The following is a 21,114-nucleotide window of genomic DNA, read 5'->3' as shown; positions in this document are numbered from 1 at the left end:
ACAATTAAAAGGTTAAGAAATCCTAGACAACTCTGCGGCTTGTTGATAAGCTTCAACGGCGGCTTCCACTTCTTCTTGTTGCCAGAGAACATCCCCTAACTTATAATGCACCTCCCATAACTCAGGCGACTTCTGAAGCACTTGCTGATAACAAGCGATCGCTTTTTGCGGCTGTCCTTGACGTAACCAAATATCTCCTAATGCTTCTTGAACAGAAATTAATTCAGGGTTTAATTGAACTGCTATTTCGTAATATTTGATAGCATCCTCCCACTGTTCCTGTTCTGCATAGATATCCCCTAACATTTCATAGACTTCCGGATCTTCTGGCTGAAGTTGTCGCAGATGATCATAAATTTGTTGAGCTTGGGCGATCTGTCCTTGACCTTGTAAACCTTGGGCCATTAACCGATAAGCTTTTGTCTGTTGAGGTTCCTGTGCAATAACTTGACGACAAACCTCAATACAAGCTTGCCACTGACCCAGCTTGAAATACTGATCAGCTTGTTCTAGTAATTCCGTTGGATTCCGTTCGCCCAGATCAGGAGAGGACTTTTGAGTGGGGGAATATTTTTCGTTGCCATTCCCATTGTAAACAGCAACAGTTGGATTAGTCAAAGACAATGATAACGTTTTGTGTTCTTCTGGCTGGGGCTGTTGTAAGCGTTCTCCCAACTGAGGATGGCGAATTGCCCGATGGGGATCTCTCACTAAGGCTTGACCATAACAAATCATCCCTTGGGTTCGTTGTCCCCGTTGCCAGAGGGCATCCCCCAGTTGCAAACAGTCTTGGACTGAAACCTTTTCCGGCTCTAATCGTAACGCTTCATACAAACAATCCTCGGCATTATCCTGATGACCAATGGCTTGCCATCCGTAACTCAACTGTTGATAGGTGAAGGCACTGGGTTGAAACTGAATCGCTTTTTGATAGCAAGCAATGGCCGTTTTCCAGTTTCCTTCCTGGCTGTAGACTTCCCCCATCCTCAGATACCCTTCTGCTTGCTCAGGTTGCAGCTTAATCCCCCGTTGATAACATTGTTTGGCTTTCTCCCCATTCCCCAAGGCCACCCAAGCTTTCCCTAATAGCCAATAAACGGCTACTTCTTGAGGAGAGGAAATAAGCAGTTGCTCACAGTTGTGAATACAATCGTGATACTGTCCTTGCTCAAATAGCTTTTGAGCTTGCTGATACTGGCTTGACTCCGTTAGGGATTCACTGACAGACACGGCTGTTGTTGTCCACGTTTCCCCAATATCACTGTTTTGCAACTCACGCCTTGGTACGGATGGATACATCCCTAGTTGTCCTGATAGAAATGTTCCAGCCAGCATCTGCAAAATTGGGTTTAAGGTCTGACTCTCCTGTAACGCTTGATGGTTGTGGATTAAAGCTTGAGTTAAATTTTGCAAGGCCATTAACAGCCGAGGATTCACTTCTAAAGCCTGATGATAACAACTCAACACCTCCTGCCAGCGACCTTGAACCACAAACGCCTTGCCTAAACTATTATAGGTTTCAAAAGCTTTGGGATTAATTTGTAAGGCTTGTTGATAATGAGCAATCGCTTCATCCCATTGTCCTTGAGCGGCTAAGACTTCCCCTAAGTTATGGTGAGCTTCGGCATAGTTGGGATCAAACCAAATGGCGCGACGATAACAGATGGCCGCATCTACTAATCTTCCCCGATGTAAAAATAAACTCCCCAAGGCTAGATGTTCTTTCGGTTTAACGGCTTCTGGTTTTAAGCTAAATCCTTGATACCAATATTCAATGGCGATCTCCTGCTTTCCGAGGCGATCTAAAACTTGGGCTAAATTTCGATAGGAAACGGCTAAATTAGGATTAAGCGCGATCGCTTTTTTATAAGCTAGAACCGCCAATTTCCACTGTTGTTGTTTAGCATATAAATTCCCCAAATTGGTATAAGCAATAGCATTTTGGGGTTTAAGTTTAACTAATTTCCGATAAGCTCTGACTGCTAGATCTAAACGTCCCAGTTGATTGAATGCTTTTCCTAAAATTTCATAAGCTTGGCTTTGGTTTGGTGATTGGGCTATTACTTGCTGACATTTAGCGATCGCTTTTTTGAATAACTGATGATTCAAATCCTGTTCCGCTTGTTTCAAAATTTCTGTTTCATTCCCTGTAGAGACGTGCCATGGCACGTCTCTACAGGGTTTTGTATTGGAGCTAGAAATTTCTTGTGATTGGATGGCTTGTTGTTGAGCCTTTTCTAAGGCTAATTGAGCTTCTTCCCAGTTTGGTTCTTGCTTTAAAGCTTGACGAAAACAAGCGATCGCAAACTCTATTTTTTCTTGACTTAAAAGCGTTTTTCCTAAATTCAACTGTTCCTGGGCACTCACTAAATCTGGCTGCAACTGATAAGCGTGATACCAACATTCTGTCGCTTCAACAGTCCGATTTAATTTTGTTAAGACTTTCGCCAAGTTCTGATACAGTTTCTCAGAATCTGGCTTGTATTTTAGGGCTTTTTGATAATATTCAACGGCTAATTCCCATTGCTGTTGTTTGGCATATAAGCTGCCTAAATTTCCCAAGGGTTCTGGTAAATCAGGCTGTAACTGAATAGCCTTTTGATAGGAAGCTTGAGCTTGTTCAAAATTTCCTTGAAGTTGTAGTGCATTCCCTAATATGGTGTAAGCTTCTGCACAGTTTTTCTCCAGGTTTAATACCTTTTGACAGGCTAAAATCGCTTCCTCAAAGTTTTTTTGAGTTAAATGCTCTTTCGCCTTTTGCAACCCATTTTCTAATGGAGTTACATCAAGGTTTGAGGATGATATCATGGGTCTGGTATCACAAGAAGAATGGTTAGATTTAACTGTTTCCTTTAGGATATCAGAAACTTGAAGCAATGTCTCTAAAGATTTAACATTAATTTGCAAATCTTCCACTAAAGGAGTGGGATACATCAGTTGTCGCAAAAAAGCACACCCTAAAGCTTCCCCTTGGATAGAATAATGTTTCAGTCCTAACTGCTGACTAATTAGCCAATAATAAGGGCGAATATAATGGGGAGACACTAACTCAACTACAATGGTATTCAGTTGACAAAAAACCAAATTTGTTAATCCAGCCCCATGGGGTGCGATAATCACTTCAGCTTGAGAAAATAAATTAGCTTGTTGTTGAACTGTTAAGGTTTCTAACTCAATCGAGACAAACCCCCATTGACTTAAATACTCTAAAATTTCCGGTTCATTCAACAGTCGTCGATATCGGGCTTTATTCCGACTAATATAAATTCGTTGAGGATAGGATTTTTTTTTATCCAAAACATCTGTTAAAAAAAGGCTTCGTAGAAACTGAATCGTACTAGGTACAACCCAACCCACCGAAGCCGGATAGGAAGGGACAATTAAACTAGAGGCTTGCAGATAAGAAACTTGATCACTTTCTATAATTTTATCATGAGGAATTCCAATTTTTTCTAAAGTTTCTCGTTGAAAGCGTTGTTGATTAGAATTGATTAAAAACCAATCTATTGTGTTTAAATCAATGTTATTGTCTTGTAAAATTTTAATTCGAGGTAAAATATCAACCATCCAATGAAAATAGACATTCCCTGATAGTCCTGATAACACCGCAACCCGACCTTTAATCACTTTTAAAGGGGGAAGATCATCTAACCCAAAAACTTGATGTTGACTCCAATCATAATTTTTACATCCGGGTAAAGGAGTAGGATAAAATGGAGACAGTTCAGGAATTAATTCATTATCTGAATTGAAAATCGCGATCGCATTACAGACATTCCACCAACTGGTTTTAGGAGCCACCCAAGCGAGACCTTCAGGAATAATTGTTACAGTAGAGTTAGAATAGTTTTCTAATAAATTTGGGGGATAAAAATACTGTTCAATTCCGGGTGCAATTAACTGAGGTTTAAACTGTTGATGAATTTTTTTCAAGCAGGGTTTACAGTCTAATCCTTGACATTTAGGCTGATTCGGAGCAGGAGGTTTGAGAGAATTAGAAAGTTTTAATTGATAGCGTTCTTTAGCTGATTTAAAAATTAACTTTTCTTGTTTAACTTGCTGCTGTTTTTCCAAAACTTCACTAACTTTTTGATAAAGTTGTGTATTATTAGGTTGTAGGCTTAAAGCTTTATGATATTGCAATGCAGCCTCAGTAAAATACCACTGTTTCTCTAAACAATTTCCCCAATTAATATAAGCTTCATTTAATTTTGACTCAATCTCAATTGCTTGTTGATAATAGCGTTCTGCACTAGGATAATTGCGATATTCTCCTAAAACATTGGCTAAATGTAAATAGGTTTGAGCTAAATATTTTTTAACAGAATTAATCTTAGGTTTAGATTTTTGTAGTTCTCCCAAAAATTGACGACAAGCTATTGTCGCTTGATCCATAATATCTTCAGTTTTAAACTGTTCTAATGATTGACAATAGGCGGTTATCCAAGGTTGTTCTAAAGCTACTATTTTTTGAAGATAAATGATAGCTTCTTCGATTTTATTTTGACCGAGCAATATAGTTACACATTGACTCTGAAGCGAAATAGAATCCGGTTGAATCTTTAACCCTTCTTGTAAATATTGCAAAGCGACAGAAAACAAATTATGTTGATAAAAAATTTTCCCTAAATTTTCATAAGCTTTAACGAAACTGGGTTGAATTTTAACCGCTTGTAAATAATTGGCGATCGCTGCATCTATATTTCCATTTTTTAAATAAGCTTGCCCTAAATTATTGTGAATTTCCGCCTGTTCTGGCTCAATCTCAATCCCTTGCTTAAAAATTTCTATGGCTTGGGAATATTCATCAATTTCTATCCATAAACACCCTAAATTATTATAAGCTATAATCAGTTGAGGTGCAAGTTCTATCGTTTTTTGATAACTTTTGATAGCTACTTCAATTAAACCTTGCTTTTGATAAACAACCCCTAAATTATAATAAGCTTCTGCATAATTCGGCTTTTGCAGAATTGCTTGTTTATAACATTCAATTGCTTTTAATAAATTCTGCTGTTGTTCAAAAATAATTCCTAAATTATAATAAACTTCTGGCCATTGAGAACAAATTTTAAGAGCCTGTTGATAATAGGAAATCGCTGGGTTAAGTTGTCCTTGACTTTGTGATAACAAAGCTTTTTCAACGAGATCTCTTTCTCCAGAATTTTTCATTGCGATGAACTAGCCAAACTATTGAGAGAAGATACAAACTTTTTTATTCTCAACAACGAGAGCAGCATCGTAAAATATCTTACTGTTGAATCTTGATGCTGCTGGCTATTGAGGTTCGTCGCCTTAAATTAAATCAAAATTGTCATCACTTAACGTTAAGTTTTGACCCATATCTAACAGAGGAGTTGAAATGCCTTGTTGATCAATATAGTAAAGTAAACCACTTTCAGGATCATAAACTAAATTCGCATTACCTGCATCCGCAGCATTTCCAGAGAAGTTAGCAATAGTTTGGAATTCTCCACCTGCTAATGCACCCGGTACACCCGGAGCAATGGCTGAGAAATCAGCAGCACTTAGAGCAATCACATCTTCTGAAGCGTTAAAATCAGTTAATGTATCTTTGCCCAGAGTATTAAAGTCTCCCTGATAGACAAAGGTATCTTTTCCTCCGCCACCGATTAGGAAATCATTTCCTGCCCCTCCAATTAAACTATCATTACCTTTATCACCAGAAAGACTATCGTTTCCTTCTCCTCCAACCAAGGTATCGTCACCTTGACCGCCATAGAGATAATCCTTATCTAACCCACCATTGAGGGAGTCATCATCCTCACCGCCATAGAGGGTATCAATCCCGGCTCCACCATCAAGAATATCATTCCCTTTGTCACCGTAGAGTAGGTCATCTCCATCTCCACCGACAACCGTATCCTTACCTTGTCCACCATAAAGGATATCGTTGTCGGAACCCCCATCAATGGCATTATCTCCTTTTCCCCCAAAGATGATATCCTTGCCTTCATTCCCGAAAATTGTATCATCTCCTTCATCACCATAGATGATGTCATCCCCTGCTCCACCGGAAATCAAATCATTTCCTTTCCCGCCATGAATGGTGTCGTCCCCGTCACCCCCCAAGAGGCTGTCATCTCCTTGTAAACCTAGGATGGAGTCATCACCATCACCGCCATCAATTGCATCATTTTGCTTACCGGACAGGATGACATCATTCTTTGAACTTCCAGCCAATACATTAGGCTGGTCTAGTGACCCGACAATTACTAACCCTCCATTTTTACCTTCAGACTCGCTGGTAGGTTCTGTTAGGCTGTTTTGAATTTGCTGGGCGAGATCCGATAAAATTTGCTGGTTTGAGGTTATGTCTGGAAAGATTAGGTTTGACATGGTTTGAAATTCATTTAAACTCAGCTATTAACTGGAAATACGATCTATAGCAATCGCTACAATACTTTGAACCTGGATGAAACTAGGGTATAGCTATTATTGTAGATGCAATTTCGTCCTCTATCTCAGGATAGATGTTTTTATAATTTTTGTCTACTGGGAAAATACGGTTTTTTCAGGACTGTACTAAGGTAAAAACATTGATATTCCATTGGATCGCCTAAAATCGAGGTTAAACTCGCTGTAATTACGATTTTCTTGTTATTTTTAAGGTAGAGTTAGCTAAGTTTATGATGAATTAGCGAAGTGGGGAACACGGTTGAACGTTAAAACCAGCATTATTATTAACTTCAATAGAACAAGAATAATCTAATTTTCCGCTTTGGCTTCCTTGGTTTCTTGAGATTTCATTCCCCTGACCCCCTAAACTGCCTTTAGCAATAATATTACCTGAAACTTGATTATTAATAATTTTAACCTGGTTCATCCTATAAGGTTGATTATTGGTATCTGCCATTACAAAAATATCAGAATCGATGATTTGATTATTTTCAATTGTGGCATTATTGATGTCTTGAACCTTATAAAGTCCAATATAAGCATTGCCGCGATTATTTTTAATCGTAACATTTTTAACCGTTGTTCCACCACAACATTCTTGAATTAAAATTCCTTCTCCATCTACACTTAAATAGTTTGTTTCTCCGATTTTATGGCGATAAACTTGATAATCATTTCCTTCAATTAAAACATTCCATCCTGACCAGTCAATTCCTCGATTTTCTAACGTTACGGCACCCGTCGCTTCTCGTGTTCCTGTGGGATCTGTCCACCATTGTTTATTGGGTTCATCTTTAATTTCATTATCTTGAATTATTAACCCATCTCCAGCCGCATGAATAGCAACTCGCATGGTATGGTAAACCCAATTATCTCGAATCACAATTCCTTTGCGAAAAAGTCCGGGTTCAGTGGTGGGAGTTCCTGCTAATTGAAACCCGTCTTTTTTTCCCCCTCGGTTAACTGAAATTCCATAATGGTTAGTATAATTGAAGGGAACTTTATTGCCTTGTTCATAGGTGATAATTTTCTTTTTATCTTTTGACTGTAAGCGATATCCGGGTTGTTCATAATTATCAGTAATTTTATCATTAATTCGGTTATTAGCTACTAACACATTTTCATAGACAGTGAGTTCAATATTAGCAGCAAAGCGATGACTATAACGTTGCCAAGGGTTCTGAAATTCAAGATTTGGAACTTTTGGATCGGGTTTAGCAACGTTATTACTACGAATTCCAAATATAATAATATTACTACTTTTAGTCTGATCTAAATCCCCAACCAAGTTAATCGCACCTCGATTAATATCTAGGTTAACAATACCAATATTACTATCTTGATTTGGGGTTTGGGTTTGAATACTTTTAAAGGCGGTTTCGTTAGGAGTTCCGTTTCCTGAAAGCTGGGGTTTATATTCAGGAAAGACTAATTTTGTTGGAGGATTATACTCCTTTAATTTTGCCGATTTAATTTTAGGTGTTTCTCCGCGAATCACAACATTAGATTTAAGTTTGATACTATCATCAAAAATATAGGTTCCTGATGGAAAATAAACAACCCCTCCTCCATTATTTGCAGCCGCATCTCTAGCAGCATTGAACTGTTCTACTACTGTTGAACCGGGAAAATCTTTAATATTATAAACACAATTCCATTGAATTTTATTTGTCCAAGAATAGGTATTATTTCCATAAAAAGAGGCAATTGCATTATCTGTTTCTCCCCCACTAGGGCTTCCACAGGTAGACAAACTAGGGGAGGAAGATAATATTGAAGACTGATCTGGCAATAATAGGGTTGTAAACGCATAACCTACTACGGTAAATCCGATGAAAATGATCGTTCCTAAAAAGAAGATCATAAACCGTTTAACTCGTTGTTTTTTAAGCATAATTTTACAAAATGAGATAACAAGATTACTGTTGAATTAATGCTTCTATCTCTTCCATAGAGGTTGGTAAATTTTTCGTTAAAATTTCTGTTCCTTTTTCTGTTACTAATATATCATCTTCGATTCTAATTCCTCGCACATCAGCAAATTGTTCTAACCGTTCCCAATTTACTTGTTTTTGATATTTTTTCCGATTTTTAGGATCATTTAAAATAGCCGGAACTTGATAAAATCCGGGTTCTATTGTGACTAACATTCCGGGCTTTAGGGGACGATTTAACCGCAAAAAACACCAGCCAAACCGTTGACTTCTGACCCGTCCGGGTTCATATCCGGCTAAATCTCCTAAATCTTCCATGTCATGAACATCTAACCCTAATAAATGCCCAATTCCATGAGGAAAAAATAAGGTGTGAGCATCCTGTTCTACTAAGTCTTCTGGACTTCCGTTTAAGATTCCTAATTCTACTAATCCTTCCGCGATAACCATTGCTGCAATTCGATGAATATCTTCATATTCTATACCCGGCATAATAGAATCAATACAAGTATCATGAGCCTTTAAAACTACTTGATAAATATCTCGTTGAGTTGAAGAAAAGGTTCCCGAAACAGGCCAAGTTCTGGTAATATCCGCAGCCCATCCCATCTCGGTTTCTGCCCCCACATCCGCTAATAATAAATCTCCAGGCTTTAGAGGATGATGATAGTGATTATTGTGTAAAACTTCTCCGTATACCGTCACAATACTATTATAAGAACAGGTCATATTATGACTCATAATTACTCCTTCCATTGCTGCCCGAATTTCTGCTTCTAATTCAGCCGTTTTTGTTGCTTTCATTCCGGCTTTATGGGCTTCTACACTGACTTCTGCGGCTTGGCGTAATTCCTTTAATGCGGCTTCATCATGGGTTAAACGTAACGTAATAATCGCGTTTGTTAATTCTAAATCTATTCCTTCTGGTGTACTTGCGGATACAAGAGGACAGTTCAAACGTTGACGTTGTTCTGTGGCGGTGATGGGATTTTGTACCACAATTGTAGCAGCGTCTTGAAGATAATTGGATAACTCCTTTAAGGAATAATGAGCATCTGCACCGATGAGTTCTGCTATTTGATTTCGTTGAGGCATTTCTCCATGCCAAAGGGTACTCCCTTCTGGAGGATCATCCATAAATAATTCTAAGCGACCTTGATCTAACCGAATGACTGCATTTTCTAAGGGAAATCCAGCAAAATATAAGAAATGGCTACTGGCGCGAAATGAATAAATGTTAGCGGGGAAATTTCGAGAAACTGCACGACCTGACCACAAAACTGCTGGAAAATCTATTAAATAACTGAGTTTTTTACGTCGTTGACGGAGGGTATCAATCAGTAATGGGGAAGGAGTAAATAACATAATTAAATTAAGAGCAAAATCATTTTAGTTTATTTTAATCTAAAATCCTAGATAAGTGTGAAATTAATCTCAAGGAAAGAATGAATTCAGTGAGATGGTAAAACCCTGTGCTCCATTTTTAGAGAAAATCAGTTTAAAATAAAATAGGTTTTTCTCTCTATCCTAAACTTGAAACGAACAGAATTCAATCTATGGCATCTTTTAAACCAAACGCTCATAACCTCATTCAAGCTGTTGATTGGCCGATTTCTCAACTTCCGGGCTTGAATTCGGATAATCAAACCCGATTAAACCATTATGGCATTAAAACCACCTGTCAACTATTAAAAAAAGGCAAAACCCCAGCCGATAAAATGCTTTTAGCGAATTTTCTTCAGATTAATATTAGAGATATAAACAAGTGGATTGCAATGGCGGACTTAGCTAGAATTCCGAGTGTTGGCTGTCAATATTGCGGACTATTGCTTCATTCTGGTGTCAGTTCAGTCAGCCATTTAGCCCAGTTACCCGTTCACCGTTTACATCAACAAATCTTACGTTTTTATGTTGCTAATTTACAGCGAAGAGATTTATGTCCGTCTGTTGATCAAATTCAACAATGGGTGCAACAAGCCAAATTTTTATAGCTTTTTTTAGTCTTTTGCTGATACCCCATTCAGAAAAATATCGGCTAATCCTTCTGCCATTTCTTTCATCGCTTGGGGAGACGCATTAGGTTCTAGGAAGGTACTATAACTAAATCCAGCAACAGCAAACATTCCTAAAAAAACTTGAGCAACTATTCTAGGATTCATGGGTCGATAAACCCCTTTTTGCATTGCGGTTTCAAAAAATGCTTCAGTTACATTAGTCATTTTAGCAATAATTTCTGATTGAATGCGATCGCGTAATTCAGGATGAAATTGAGATTCTAAAAAGCAAATTCGCATCATATCAGCATTTTCATGCAGGTTTATGATGCGTCGATGCAACAATTGTGCTATGGCTTTATAGTTTCCCACTGCACTTAATTCTGTTAACAAATCCGTTAAAATTTCGACCCATCCTTCGGTAACAATGGCGATTAAAATAGCTTTTTTATTAGCAAAATGTCGAAATAATGTCCCTTCGGCAACCCCTGCGGCGATGGCTAAATCACGAGTCGTGGTACTATCATACCCCTGATGGGCAAATAGCCGTCGTGCAGCCTGTAAAATCTGCGTTTCTAATGGCGATGATATGGAATGATTTAAATGTGGCATAACCTTCTGATCATACGCGGCTGTAGTCTTAGCCTATCATCCGTTCCCAAAGACCGACCTTGAACGATATAACTCTTCATAGTTTAACATCAGGCTCAGGTTATAATCCAATATGATCATGCTTTAAGATAGATTCGGCAATCATTGCTTCTGCCCTTCTTGTCAAATTACATTGATAAAAATCTATGTCTTTGGGTTATTTTTTCACAGGGAAACCAAGAACAAAGAAATGCTCCTTTCTAGGACAACGTTTGTTTTCTCTAGTTTTAAGCATTTGTTTATTTTGGGTGATGGGATTTCAAACGGTTTGGGCTGATGAAATTTCACCCTCAACCCATTCTATTCAACCTTATTTAAAACGAGTTGCCCGAGAAATTACTGAATTTACGCTCGATAATGGCATGAGATTTATCGTTTTAGAACGTCATCGTGCACCTGTGGTTTCTTTTTTAATTTATGCTGATGTTGGCGGCGTTAATGAACCTGATGGACAAACAGGAGTCGCCCATTATTTAGAGCATTTAGCGTTTAAAGGAACTCAAAAAATTGGGACAACTAACTATGAGGCGGAAAAACCGCTATTTGAAAAGCAGGATCAAATTTTTGAACAAATTAAACAAGCCAAGGCAGAAGGAAACACTGCAAAACTTAAGCAATTAATGGATGAGTTAGAAAAATTAAGCGCAGAAGCAAATCAATATGTAAAACAAAATGAGTTTGGCAGAATTGTAGAACAAGCGGGGGGAGTGGGCATGAATGCCATGACTTCCAGCGAGGCAACCTTTTATTTTTATAGCCTTCCTGCTAATAAGTTAGAACTGTGGATGTCTTTAGAATCAGAACGATTTTTAGAACCTGTTTTCAGAGAATTTTATAAAGAAAAACAGGTGATTTTAGAAGAACGTCGCTTGCGAACCGAAAATTCTCCGGTCGGTCAAATGATTGAAGAATTTTCAGCCACCGCTTTTAAAGTTCATCCCTACCGTCGCCCGGTTATTGGATATGTGGAAGACTTAGAAAATTTAACCCGTGAAAATGTTAAAGATTTCTTTGAAACCTACTATGTTCCCAATAATTTAACAGTCGTTATTGTAGGAGATGTTAATCCTGATGATGTCAAAAATTTCGCTGAAATTTATTTTGGTCGTTACAGTGCCAAAGCAAAACCCCCTCAATTAAATATTGTTGAACCGCCTCAAACCGAAGCCCGTGAAATTACGTTAAAATTAAAAACTCAACCTTGGTATTTTGAAGGATACCCAATTCCAGCTTTAAATGATCCTGATTCTGTGATTTATGATCTAATTTCTAGTCTTCTCAGCGATGGTCGAACTTCTCGTTTGTATAAATCCTTAGTGGAAGAACAAAAAATTGCCTTAGCCGCCCAGGGATCAAATGGATATCCGGGGAATAAATATCCTAATTTAATGTTTTTTTACGCGATGCCAGCACCGGGTCATACTGTTGATGAAGTGGCGACAGCATTACGTCGAGAAATTGAACGTTTCAAAACTGAATTGGTTTCCGAAACTGAATTAGAACGGGTTAAAACTCAAGCTAAAGCGGGTTTATTGAGATCCTTAGATTCTAATATGGGTATGGCATTTGCCTTAGCTGAATATGAGGTTAAAACGGGATCTTGGGTCAATTTATTTGAAGAGTTAGAAAAAATTGATGCCATTACTGCCCAGGATATTCAGCGAGTAGCCCAAACTATGTTTCGTCCTGAAAATCGTACCATTGGACGGTTATTATCGGACGAATAAGAGGTAAAATTCAGGGTTTTATTGGTTCTTTTTTCAGTCTCATTCAACTTTTGATTAACTATGTTGACTTTAAATATTTTCAGCACAAAAAAATCTAAATTATTGTGGGCAGGATTACTATTACTCACAATGGTTGTTACTATTTTTTGGCATATTCCTGCCATTGCAGCCACACCCAAACATTACACCGATTTAACGTTTCCCCCCTTACCTGAACTTCAACTTCCTGACTATGAGCGCTATCAATTAGACAATGGAATTACGGTTTATTTAATCGAAGATCATGAACTTCCTTTAGTCGGAGGAACTGCTATATTTCGGACTGGAGATCGATTTGAACCTGCGGATAAAGTGGGTTTAGCCAGTATAACCGCAGAGGTGATGCGAAATGGGGGAACCTCTCAACATCCCGGCGATCAATTCAATCAAATTTTAGAAGACAAAGCCGCTTATATCGAAGCTGGAATTTATACAACATCCGGTCGCATTGGCTTTGGAGGATTGAGCGAAGATTTACCAACTGTGTTTGGATTATTGGCTGATTTAATTCGCAATCCTACCTTTCCCCAAGATAAATTAGACTTAGCAAAAACTCAAGCAAAAGGTGGGATTGCTCGTCGAAATGATGAGCCTGAAGAAATTGCGGGGAGAGAGTTAGTTAAACTCATTTATGGTGCAGATAGTCCCTATGCAAGAACTATAGAATATTCCACATTAAACCAAATCAATCGTGAGGATTTAGTTAATTTTTATCAACAATATTTTCATCCTGAAACGATGATTTTGGGAGTAGTGGGGGATTTTGATCGAGCAAAAATGAAAGCATTGATTGCTGAAAAGTTAGGAGATTGGAAACCGTCTCAAAAAGCTGTGATTCCTCCCCTTCCGTCCGTTTCTCAAGTTAATTCGGGGGGAGTTTTCTTTGTTGATCAACCTCAACTTACTCAAAGTTATGTGGAAATGGGGCATTTAGGGGGGTTATTAAATGATCCGAATTATCCCGAATTAAGCGTTATGAATAATGTAATTGATGGGTTTGGTGGTCGATTATTTAATAATGTGCGATCGCGCCAAGGATTAGCTTATTCTGTTTATGGAGCTTGGGGTGTAAGTTATGATTATCCAGGGATTTTTAACGCAGGTGGACAAACTCGTTCAGAAGCAACAGTTCCCTTTATTCAAGGAGTAAAAGCTGAACTTGAACGATTACAAAAAGAACCCATTAAGCCGGAAGAATTAGCCTATGCGAAGGAATCAACATTGAATTCTTTTATTTTCAATTTTGAAGATCCAGGTCAAACTCTGTGGCGTTTAATGCAATATGAATATTATGGCTATCCCAAGGATTTTATCTTCGATTATCAACGTCAAGTGGAAGCAACAACGATTGAAGATGTTCAACGAGTTGCTCAACAATATCTCAAACCTGAAAATTTAGTAATTTTAATTGTGGGAAATCAAAAGACGATTAATCCACCCTTAAGCAGTTTAGATAATCAGTCAAAAGTCACGACTATTGATGTGACGATTCCTGGGAGTTAGTTTTAGGGGTTGAGTTTCCCTAGCCAGTATGGACAATATTTGTCAGGACTTACGCAGGTACTCCACATATAGTGTATTGGTGCGTTAAGCTACTACTTACGCACCCTACTGATAGAGACATTGCGTAAGTCCTGTTTGTTTTTCTCTATCGGACAGGTGATCGCACTGTTGCCGTAAAATATCTTGGCTCTCCCGAATGCAGGGTGTAAAAAGTATTTTATGATACAAATTTTTGCCATCATGAAGGCTGTAAAGCTTGACAGGATTTGATTATAAGGACTACTTAGGAGACAACAAAACTGTCAACAGTGAAATCGAAAATACAATAACAGAAAGTCCTGAAATGTTTCTGCTTTGCAACAATGGAATTACGATAGTATGCACTGATTTTGAACAGAAGCGGAATAAGTTAGTAAAAATTGAAAATCCTCAAATTGTCAACGGTTGTCAAACCAGTAACTCTCTGTTTAACCAAAGAAATAGCTTAAATACCGAAAAGGTCAAACTTCTCGTCAGGCTTATATCTACAGAAAGTCCTGGTATATCAAACAAAATTGTCAGAGGAACTAATAAACAAAATCAGGTTCTGGAAGAAGCTTTTGAGACAACTCGCTCTTTTCATCAGGACACAATGGAAACAAGACCATTGGTTTGGTTTCATCAAACACGGAAATCAGTATGAAGATAATGCGTACTTTGATAGTCGTGATTATCAAGGAGATATAAAAGATTTATCTCCCAATACTCCAGTTCAGTTTGAGAGAGGAAAGAACGATAGAGGTTATTTTGCTATCAATGTTCAACTAATTAATTGATTCAATAGCAAACAGAGCTTGCATGAATAGCGATCGCCCTACCAAAAGAAAGCGCGATTGCAAATGCGTTAATGGACGATGACTAATCGCCTAAAATATAGTGGTTTTCAATTGGAGAGACATTAAAAACCCGATAACTTTCACGAAATCGGGTTTTTAGTGCATACCTCAAGTAATCGCAAACCCCTTAGATGTCTAAATCCGTCAAATTCAATCGAGGAGCATGGGTTTCAATAAACTCCCGACGAGGAGCTACGCGATCGCCCATTAACACCGTAAAAATCCGATCCGCTTCCGCCGCATCTTCAATTTCAACTTGTTTAATCATGCGAGTATCGGGGTTCATGGTGGTTGTCCAAAGTTGTTCCGGCATCATTTCCCCTAACCCTTTAAACCGTTGAATATTGTAGTTAGCATTAGCGGGTAAACTTCCCAAATGCTCTTGCAATTCTCGCTCATTATAACAGTATTGATGGTTCCGTCCCCGTTCCACTTTATACAACGGAGGACAGGCAATATAAATATAGCCTTGATCGACTAATTCCCGTTGATACCGATAGAAAAAGGTGAGTAACAAAGTACGGATATGGGCTCCATCAACGTCCGCGTCAGTCATAATTATGACCTTATGATAGCGCAATTGATTAGCATCAAATTCTTCTCCTTTAATGCCTAATCCCAAGGCAGTAATTAAGGATTGAATTTCATTATTTTTGTAGATTTTGGCATCATCAGTTTTCTCAATATTGAGGATTTTTCCGCGTAAAGGAAGAATGGCTTGGGTACGGCGATCGCGTCCTTGTTTGGCACTATTATGCACAAAAATACCCGCCGATAACGCGAAGTTATGGCTATGGGGAACTTCAATATCATAGACATCATGCCGTTCTTCTAACCATTCAATAGAAACGACCCGATGGTTATAGTTCCGAATTGCCATGCGAGTTGCAACTTCATCGCCATCAAAATAGCGATCGCAAAACGTTTTAAAGGTCAATATACTATTATCTTTTTGACGTTTGCGATAGTTTTCGTACTTGTCAACGTCCATATACCCATAATGGGAATAGACTTTATAAAGGGCAGCAAGTGTTTTGGCATAATAGGTTTCATCTAACGCTTTACGCCGTTTTTTACGAAACTCTCGTGTCCACTGTTCCTTGGTTTTTTCCCGTCGCCATTCCAAGAGATTTTCATCTTCCCATTGTTTTTTCGATGCTTCAGAATAAGCTTGTCGAAGTTCAGGATTATCCGCAAAATATTGTCGCACTCGTTCTGCTTGTTTCAGGCGGTTTTCTTCATGACTCCAATATTCTTGTTGCGCCTGATATAACATTTCATTATTTTCTTGGCGATACTCCTCATTACTTTCATAAAATTCTCGCCATTTCTCTGCCATATAAGCTTTATATTGCTCATCTTCCCATTGGGCTTTAGCCTGTTCTGACAGAATTTGTCGGGTTTCAGGCTGCATCATCCGTTGCTTCATAAATTCTCGGAATTCTTCACTTTGATGCACCTGGCGACTTTTCTCAATCACATCAGGACGATGTAAGGTTTTGTCCAAATGGGCGCGATGTAAAGCCAAATGGTCTTGGGCCGGTAAGCGTTGAATATTGGTGGGATTATTGTTGCGTTTATTAAAATCAACATGGTGACGATGATTCCCTTCAGACGCTTGATAAACCCCCTGTTTTAAGTTATAAAAATCCGCTAATAAATGGGTATAAATCCATTTATCATAACCAGGGTTCCAAACCATTTCATAACCGTTTAATCCTCCATCTATTCCTTTCTGAGAAATTTTGCGATGAAATGGCATCAAGGAATCATCAGGGGTTAATTCTGCTGCGGGTTTATAACTACCATCCCTTAACATAAAGGGGTGATCGGTCGTACAAATCAGGGTTTCTCCATTATCTAAAGTTAATTTCACGACTTGGGCATCTTTTTTGGTTAGTCGTGCATTAATAATCCGTTCAATGGCAATATTGCCACTTTGATTAATGGTGTAGCAAAAATGCTCTTTCCCCTCAGCTTGTTCATCAACAATCTCTTTGATAGTTTTTTCTGAACCATCAGCGAGTGATATATAAGTAAAACTAAACAAACAACCGCCGGCGCTGTCGCCTTCGACTAAGAAAATCTCCGATTCTTGGGGATCTCGGCTGCTACAGTCCGCTAATTTACCGGGTAAAGGAGAGGATTCTAAGACCGATTTTCGACGCACTAAATCCCGTGCTCGTCGAGCAGCTTCTGCGGCTTTAAAGGCTTGGATGGCCTTTTCAATCACCGCATCGGCAATTCCTGGATTAAATTCCAAATACTCGGTTAACGCTTCCCCCACCAAGGAGTCAACAATTCCCCGAACTTCTGGATTTCCTAATCGAGTTTTTGTTTGTCCTTCAAATTCAGGATCGGGAACTTTCGCGGAAATGACGGCCGTTAACCCTTCTCTAATATTTTCCCCGCCTAAATTAGCTTCTCCTTCTTTGAGTTTATTTCGTTTGCGGGCGATGGTATTTAAAGTCCGAGTTAAAACGGTTTTTAACCCTTCTAAATGGGTGCCGCCATCAATGGTTCTAATATTATTAGCAAAGCCTAAAATTGTATCACTATAGGCATCGGTACACCACTGCAAAGCGACTTCAATTTGAACATTACTCCGTTCTCCCGAAATATAAATAATATCTTCATGGAGAGGTTGTTTATCGTTGTTCATGTAGGCGATATACTCCCTTATCCCGCCTTCATAACAGTAGGTTTCTATCCGAGGATTTTCCCGTTTTAACAGTTCTAAACGATGATCGCTGAGAGTGACTTTAACTCCCGCGTTTAAGTAGGCAAGTTCTCGTAAACGCGAAGCAATTGTATCACAATCAAACTCAATTCCTGTCGTAAAAATTAAGGAATCGGGGAAAAAGCGCAGGGAGGTTCCCGTTCTGTTTTCTTTGATGGGTTTTGAGGTGAGTTCCGTCACCGGAGTTCCCCGTTCAAAGCGTTGGCGATATTCTTTTTTATCCCGAAAAACCGTAACTTCTACCCATTCCGATAAAGCGTTAACAACGGAAACCCCCACACCATGCAAACCCCCAGAAACTTTATAACCACCACCGCCAAATTTTCCTCCGGCGTGCAGAACGGTTAACACAGTTTCTAAAGCAGACTTTCCGGTTTTAGAATGGGTATCAACGGGGATACCCCGACCATCATCGGTAACGGTGACAGAACCATCGGCGTTGAAATCAATTTCGATGTGGGTGCAATAGCCAGCCAGCGCTTCATCGATCGCATTGTCTACAACCTCGTATACTAAATGGTGGAGTCCTCGCGGCCCGGTGGAACCAATATACATTCCAGGGCGTTTGCGAACGGCTTCCAAACCTTCAAGAACTTGAATTTGGTCGGCGCTGTAATTGCTGGTCATTTGATCACGACTCCAGTATTGATAAAGTAAAAACGTCTCTTATGGCGTTCTTACAGTAAAATGACAAAACTTTCAAAAATTGTAGCACAAATAGGTTGGAGAGGATTGTAGAGCATTCTCAAAAGAAATTTGGACAGGGGATGTACCCAATAGACTCAGTTCGGAGTGAGGCGTTGAATAGGAGGAAAGTTGACTATTTCTACAATATCACAGCCACCTCGGTTAATTGTAATCTGCGGTGCGACGGCGACGGGTAAATCTGGATTAGCACTCCAGTTGGCGGAACGTTTGGGGTCTGTGATTTTAAGTGCAGATTCTCGTTTGGTGTATCGAGAGTTTGATATTGGTACGGCTAAACCGACGCGGGAAGAACGTCAGCGTGTTCCCCATTATTTGATTGATATTTGTGAACCGACGGAGACTTTAACCGTAGCAGATTATCAAGATCAAGCTCAACATTTGATTGCGAAGGCTTCTGAATCTCCACCTTTATTGTTAGTTGGCGGTACAGGATTATATATTAAATCTATTGTGCGGGGAATGAAAATTCCGAGGGTTGCGCCTCAGCTTGAATTGCGATCGCAACTTGAGGCATTAGGTCAATTTCAATGTTATCAAATCTTACAACAAATTGATCCGATGGCAGCACAAAAAATTCACGCTAATGATCAAGTTAGAACCTTACGAGCTTTAGAAGTTTATTATATTACAGGTCGCCCCATTTCTGAACAACAAGGGGAAAATCCCCCCGATTATCCGATTTTACAAATTGGTTTACACTGTGAACCGGACGCATTAACTTCTCGAATTAAAAGGCGAACGGAAGAGATGATTGAAAAAGGATTTGTGCAAGAAGTCGAACAGTTATGTCAGAAATATGGGACGGAATTATCTTTATTAGAAACTTTGGGCTATCAGGAAATTAAACAATATTTAGCCGGGGATATTTCTTTAGAAACCGCCAAGGAATTAACGGTATTACATACCCGACAATTTGCCAAACGACAAAGAACTTGGTTTCGAGCAATTTCTGAAATTCAATGGTTTGATGCAGATAGTTCTCAGGTATTAGATGAGATTTTAAAAAGTCTGATTGTATAAAAATAAAAGGGAGATTTCCTCAATGTTTGTGAATCTTATCTTCTACTTGTGTAAAACTCCCCATTGAGTTCATAAAGGTCTATAATACCAGAGATAAAAATTGCTCAATAGAGGTGTGTGCGATTGGATATACTAATGGTTTGGATGGAAAATTTTGCTTGGGGAGTAGGTTCTATCTTAGGTGCGGAACTGGTACGAGATATTTACCATACCCTGGCTCATGTTTTTACGCCGTTATATCGTTTGCATAATTGGCATCATCGGGTATTTCGTCCCGATTTAACCCCAGTCAGTGAAGACATTTATCGCCAAGCCCATTGGTATAATGACGTTCCTGAAGCCAGCGTCATGTTAAGCTTTACGTTAATTTTACTGGCGATCGCCCATATTTACAGCCCTGAACAACAAGGATTTGCCCTTCTGGGTTGTATTTATACCTTCGGTTTTTTATTATCTGCTATTGCTAGAGGAATGGGAATTCCAAATGCGGATAAACTCACCGATTTAACCCATCTTCCGGGTGAATTTTCTAGTCCACCTGCACCCTGGATGGTGAATCGAACTTACCATTGGCGGCATCATTTTGATAATCAAAACGCTTATTTTTGTGGAACCTTTACGGTATTAGATAAAATCATGGGAACGGCACTTTCATTAAAAGGAAAAACCGTTGCAGTCACCGGAGCATCAGGAACCCTCGGACAAGCACTTCTGTTCCATTTACACTTAAAAGGTGCAAAAATTTTGGCGTTGACTTCCAGTGAACAAACCCTAAGCTTAACAGTTGAAGGAGAAACAATTCCCATCAAAACTGTTACTTGGAAAGTCGGACAAGAACAACAATTAGCCGAGTTATTGCCAAAAGTTGATATCTTAATTTTAAATCATGGGATTAATGTTCACGGTCTGAGAACCGAAGAAGCAATTTCTCAATCCTATGAAGTCAATACATTTTCCTGTTGGCGACTGTTAGAATTATTTCTGAGTACCGTTCGCACCAACGCTGATATCGCCAAAAAAGAAGTTTGGGTCAATACCTCCGAAGCCGAAGTGGGGCCAGCCTTAAGTCCCCTTTACGAACTCAGCAAGCGGACGTTAGGGGATTTAATCACTCTCCGTCGTTTAGATGCACCCTGCGTCATTCGTAAATTGATTTTAGGGCCATTTAAGAGCAATTTAAACCCTATTGGTGTCCTATCTCCTGACTGGGTGGCTCAACAAATTCTTAAACTTGCCCAAGCCGATGTCCGCGATATAATTGTAACTATCAATCCTCTGACATTTCTTGCCTTTCCCATTAAAGAATTCTGGGTATCTGCTTACTTCAAACTGTTCAGTCGTAAATCTGCTGATCTAACCACTACTGCTCTCAAGCGCAATTAGAAGCCTAGGGAGTTCAGGAGTTGGTACTGGGGTGGGGGGCGAGAGGTTGATGGTTAAAATTAGGAGAATTGTTTTCTCACTCCTCCTAATTTTTCAGGGTTAATTCTGCCTGTCTAATTT

Annotated in this window: 12 protein-coding genes; 6 read left to right on the top strand and 6 right to left on the bottom strand. The window is 39.0% G+C overall.

Annotated elements, in window-relative coordinates; genetic code table 11:
* Positions 1-12: 12 nt before the first annotated feature.
* The 4 genes from IQ236_RS00740 to IQ236_RS00725 form a co-directional block, all read right to left on the bottom strand.
* Positions 13-5,172 (bottom strand): tetratricopeptide repeat protein, encoded by a 5,160-nt coding sequence (locus IQ236_RS00740; protein WP_193867507.1) that lies wholly within the window; start codon positions 5,170-5,172, stop codon positions 13-15.
* Positions 5,173-5,295: 123 nt separating this feature from the next.
* Positions 5,296-6,360: a calcium-binding protein gene (locus IQ236_RS00735; RefSeq protein ID WP_193867506.1), complete on the bottom strand. Its 1,065-nt coding sequence runs from the start codon at positions 6,358-6,360 to the stop codon at positions 5,296-5,298.
* 298 nt (positions 6,361-6,658) lie between these two features.
* Entirely contained in the window at positions 6,659-8,314 is a 1,656-nt protein-coding gene (locus IQ236_RS00730) for a glycosyl hydrolase family 28-related protein (protein WP_193867505.1), read from the bottom strand.
* Positions 8,315-8,339: 25 nt separating this feature from the next.
* A complete protein-coding gene (locus IQ236_RS00725) occupies positions 8,340-9,722 on the bottom strand; it encodes an aminopeptidase P family protein (protein ID WP_375539529.1) in 1,383 nt (460 codons plus the stop codon).
* 188 nt (positions 9,723-9,910) lie between these two features.
* On the opposite strand from IQ236_RS00725, the gene IQ236_RS00720 reads away from it, so the two are divergent.
* Positions 9,911-10,345: a DUF4332 domain-containing protein gene (locus IQ236_RS00720; protein WP_190520095.1), complete on the top strand. Its 435-nt coding sequence runs from the start codon at positions 9,911-9,913 to the stop codon at positions 10,343-10,345.
* 6 nt (positions 10,346-10,351) lie between these two features.
* Here IQ236_RS00720 and IQ236_RS00715 read toward each other — a convergent pair whose 3' ends face one another.
* Positions 10,352-10,960: a TetR/AcrR family transcriptional regulator gene (locus IQ236_RS00715; protein WP_193867504.1), complete on the bottom strand. Its 609-nt coding sequence runs from the start codon at positions 10,958-10,960 to the stop codon at positions 10,352-10,354.
* Positions 10,961-11,145: 185 nt separating this feature from the next.
* Between IQ236_RS00715 and IQ236_RS00710 the strand changes: the two genes are divergently transcribed.
* The 3 genes from IQ236_RS00710 (at position 11,146) to IQ236_RS00700 (ending at position 14,950) form a co-directional block, all read left to right on the top strand.
* The gene (locus IQ236_RS00710) at positions 11,146-12,726 is read left to right on the top strand and encodes a M16 family metallopeptidase (protein WP_193867503.1); all 1,581 of its coding nucleotides are present in this window, start codon (positions 11,146-11,148) and stop codon (positions 12,724-12,726) included.
* 60 nt (positions 12,727-12,786) lie between these two features.
* Positions 12,787-14,268: a M16 family metallopeptidase gene (locus tag IQ236_RS00705; protein ID WP_228041354.1), complete on the top strand. Its 1,482-nt coding sequence runs from the start codon at positions 12,787-12,789 to the stop codon at positions 14,266-14,268.
* Positions 14,269-14,524: 256 nt separating this feature from the next.
* Positions 14,525-14,950, top strand: coding sequence for an AIPR family protein (locus IQ236_RS00700; RefSeq protein WP_193867502.1), 426 nt, complete (start codon positions 14,525-14,527; stop codon positions 14,948-14,950).
* Between the two features lie 320 nt (positions 14,951-15,270).
* Here the strand turns inward: IQ236_RS00700 and gyrB are convergent, their stop codons facing one another.
* Positions 15,271-18,510 (bottom strand): DNA topoisomerase (ATP-hydrolyzing) subunit B, encoded by a 3,240-nt coding sequence (gene gyrB, locus IQ236_RS00690; RefSeq protein WP_193867500.1) that lies wholly within the window; start codon positions 18,508-18,510, stop codon positions 15,271-15,273.
* A gap of 189 nt (positions 18,511-18,699) precedes the next feature.
* On the opposite strand from gyrB, the gene miaA reads away from it, so the two are divergent.
* Together miaA and IQ236_RS00680 are read left to right on the top strand one after the other, a co-directional pair.
* Entirely contained in the window at positions 18,700-19,611 is a 912-nt protein-coding gene (gene miaA, locus IQ236_RS00685; protein ID WP_228041353.1) for a tRNA (adenosine(37)-N6)-dimethylallyltransferase MiaA, read from the top strand.
* 135 nt (positions 19,612-19,746) lie between these two features.
* Complete coding sequence (locus IQ236_RS00680; protein ID WP_407676127.1) at positions 19,747-20,994, top strand: bifunctional sterol desaturase/short chain dehydrogenase; 1,248 nt, start codon at positions 19,747-19,749, stop codon at positions 20,992-20,994.
* Positions 20,995-21,114: the final 120 nt, after the last annotated feature.

This window comes from Planktothrix mougeotii LEGE 06226, assembly GCF_015207485.1.
GTDB lineage: Bacteria > Cyanobacteriota > Cyanobacteriia > Cyanobacteriales > Microcoleaceae > Planktothrix.
Note: the sequence above shows the minus strand (reverse complement) of the source record. Positions and strands in the feature narration are given on the sequence as shown.

Excerpts from the sequence above, each read along its gene's own strand:
- IQ236_RS00680 (WP_407676127.1), top strand. The coding sequence starts at position 19,747 with ATGGTTTGGATGGAAAATTTTGCTTGGGGAGTAGGTTCTATCTTAGGT.
- IQ236_RS00710 (WP_193867503.1), top strand. The coding sequence starts at position 11,146 with ATGTCTTTGGGTTATTTTTTCACAGGGAAACCAAGAACAAAGAAATGC.
- IQ236_RS00720 (WP_190520095.1), top strand. The coding sequence starts at position 9,911 with ATGGCATCTTTTAAACCAAACGCTCATAACCTCATTCAAGCTGTTGAT.
- IQ236_RS00735 (WP_193867506.1), bottom strand. The coding sequence starts at position 6,360 with ATGTCAAACCTAATCTTTCCAGACATAACCTCAAACCAGCAAATTTTA.
- IQ236_RS00715 (WP_193867504.1), bottom strand. The coding sequence starts at position 10,960 with ATGCCACATTTAAATCATTCCATATCATCGCCATTAGAAACGCAGATT.
- IQ236_RS00740 (WP_193867507.1), bottom strand. The coding sequence starts at position 5,172 with ATGAAAAATTCTGGAGAAAGAGATCTCGTTGAAAAAGCTTTGTTATCA.
- IQ236_RS00730 (WP_193867505.1), bottom strand. The coding sequence starts at position 8,314 with ATGCTTAAAAAACAACGAGTTAAACGGTTTATGATCTTCTTTTTAGGA.
- IQ236_RS00705 (WP_228041354.1), top strand. The coding sequence starts at position 12,787 with ATGTTGACTTTAAATATTTTCAGCACAAAAAAATCTAAATTATTGTGG.
- gyrB (WP_193867500.1), bottom strand. The coding sequence starts at position 18,510 with ATGACCAGCAATTACAGCGCCGACCAAATTCAAGTTCTTGAAGGTTTG.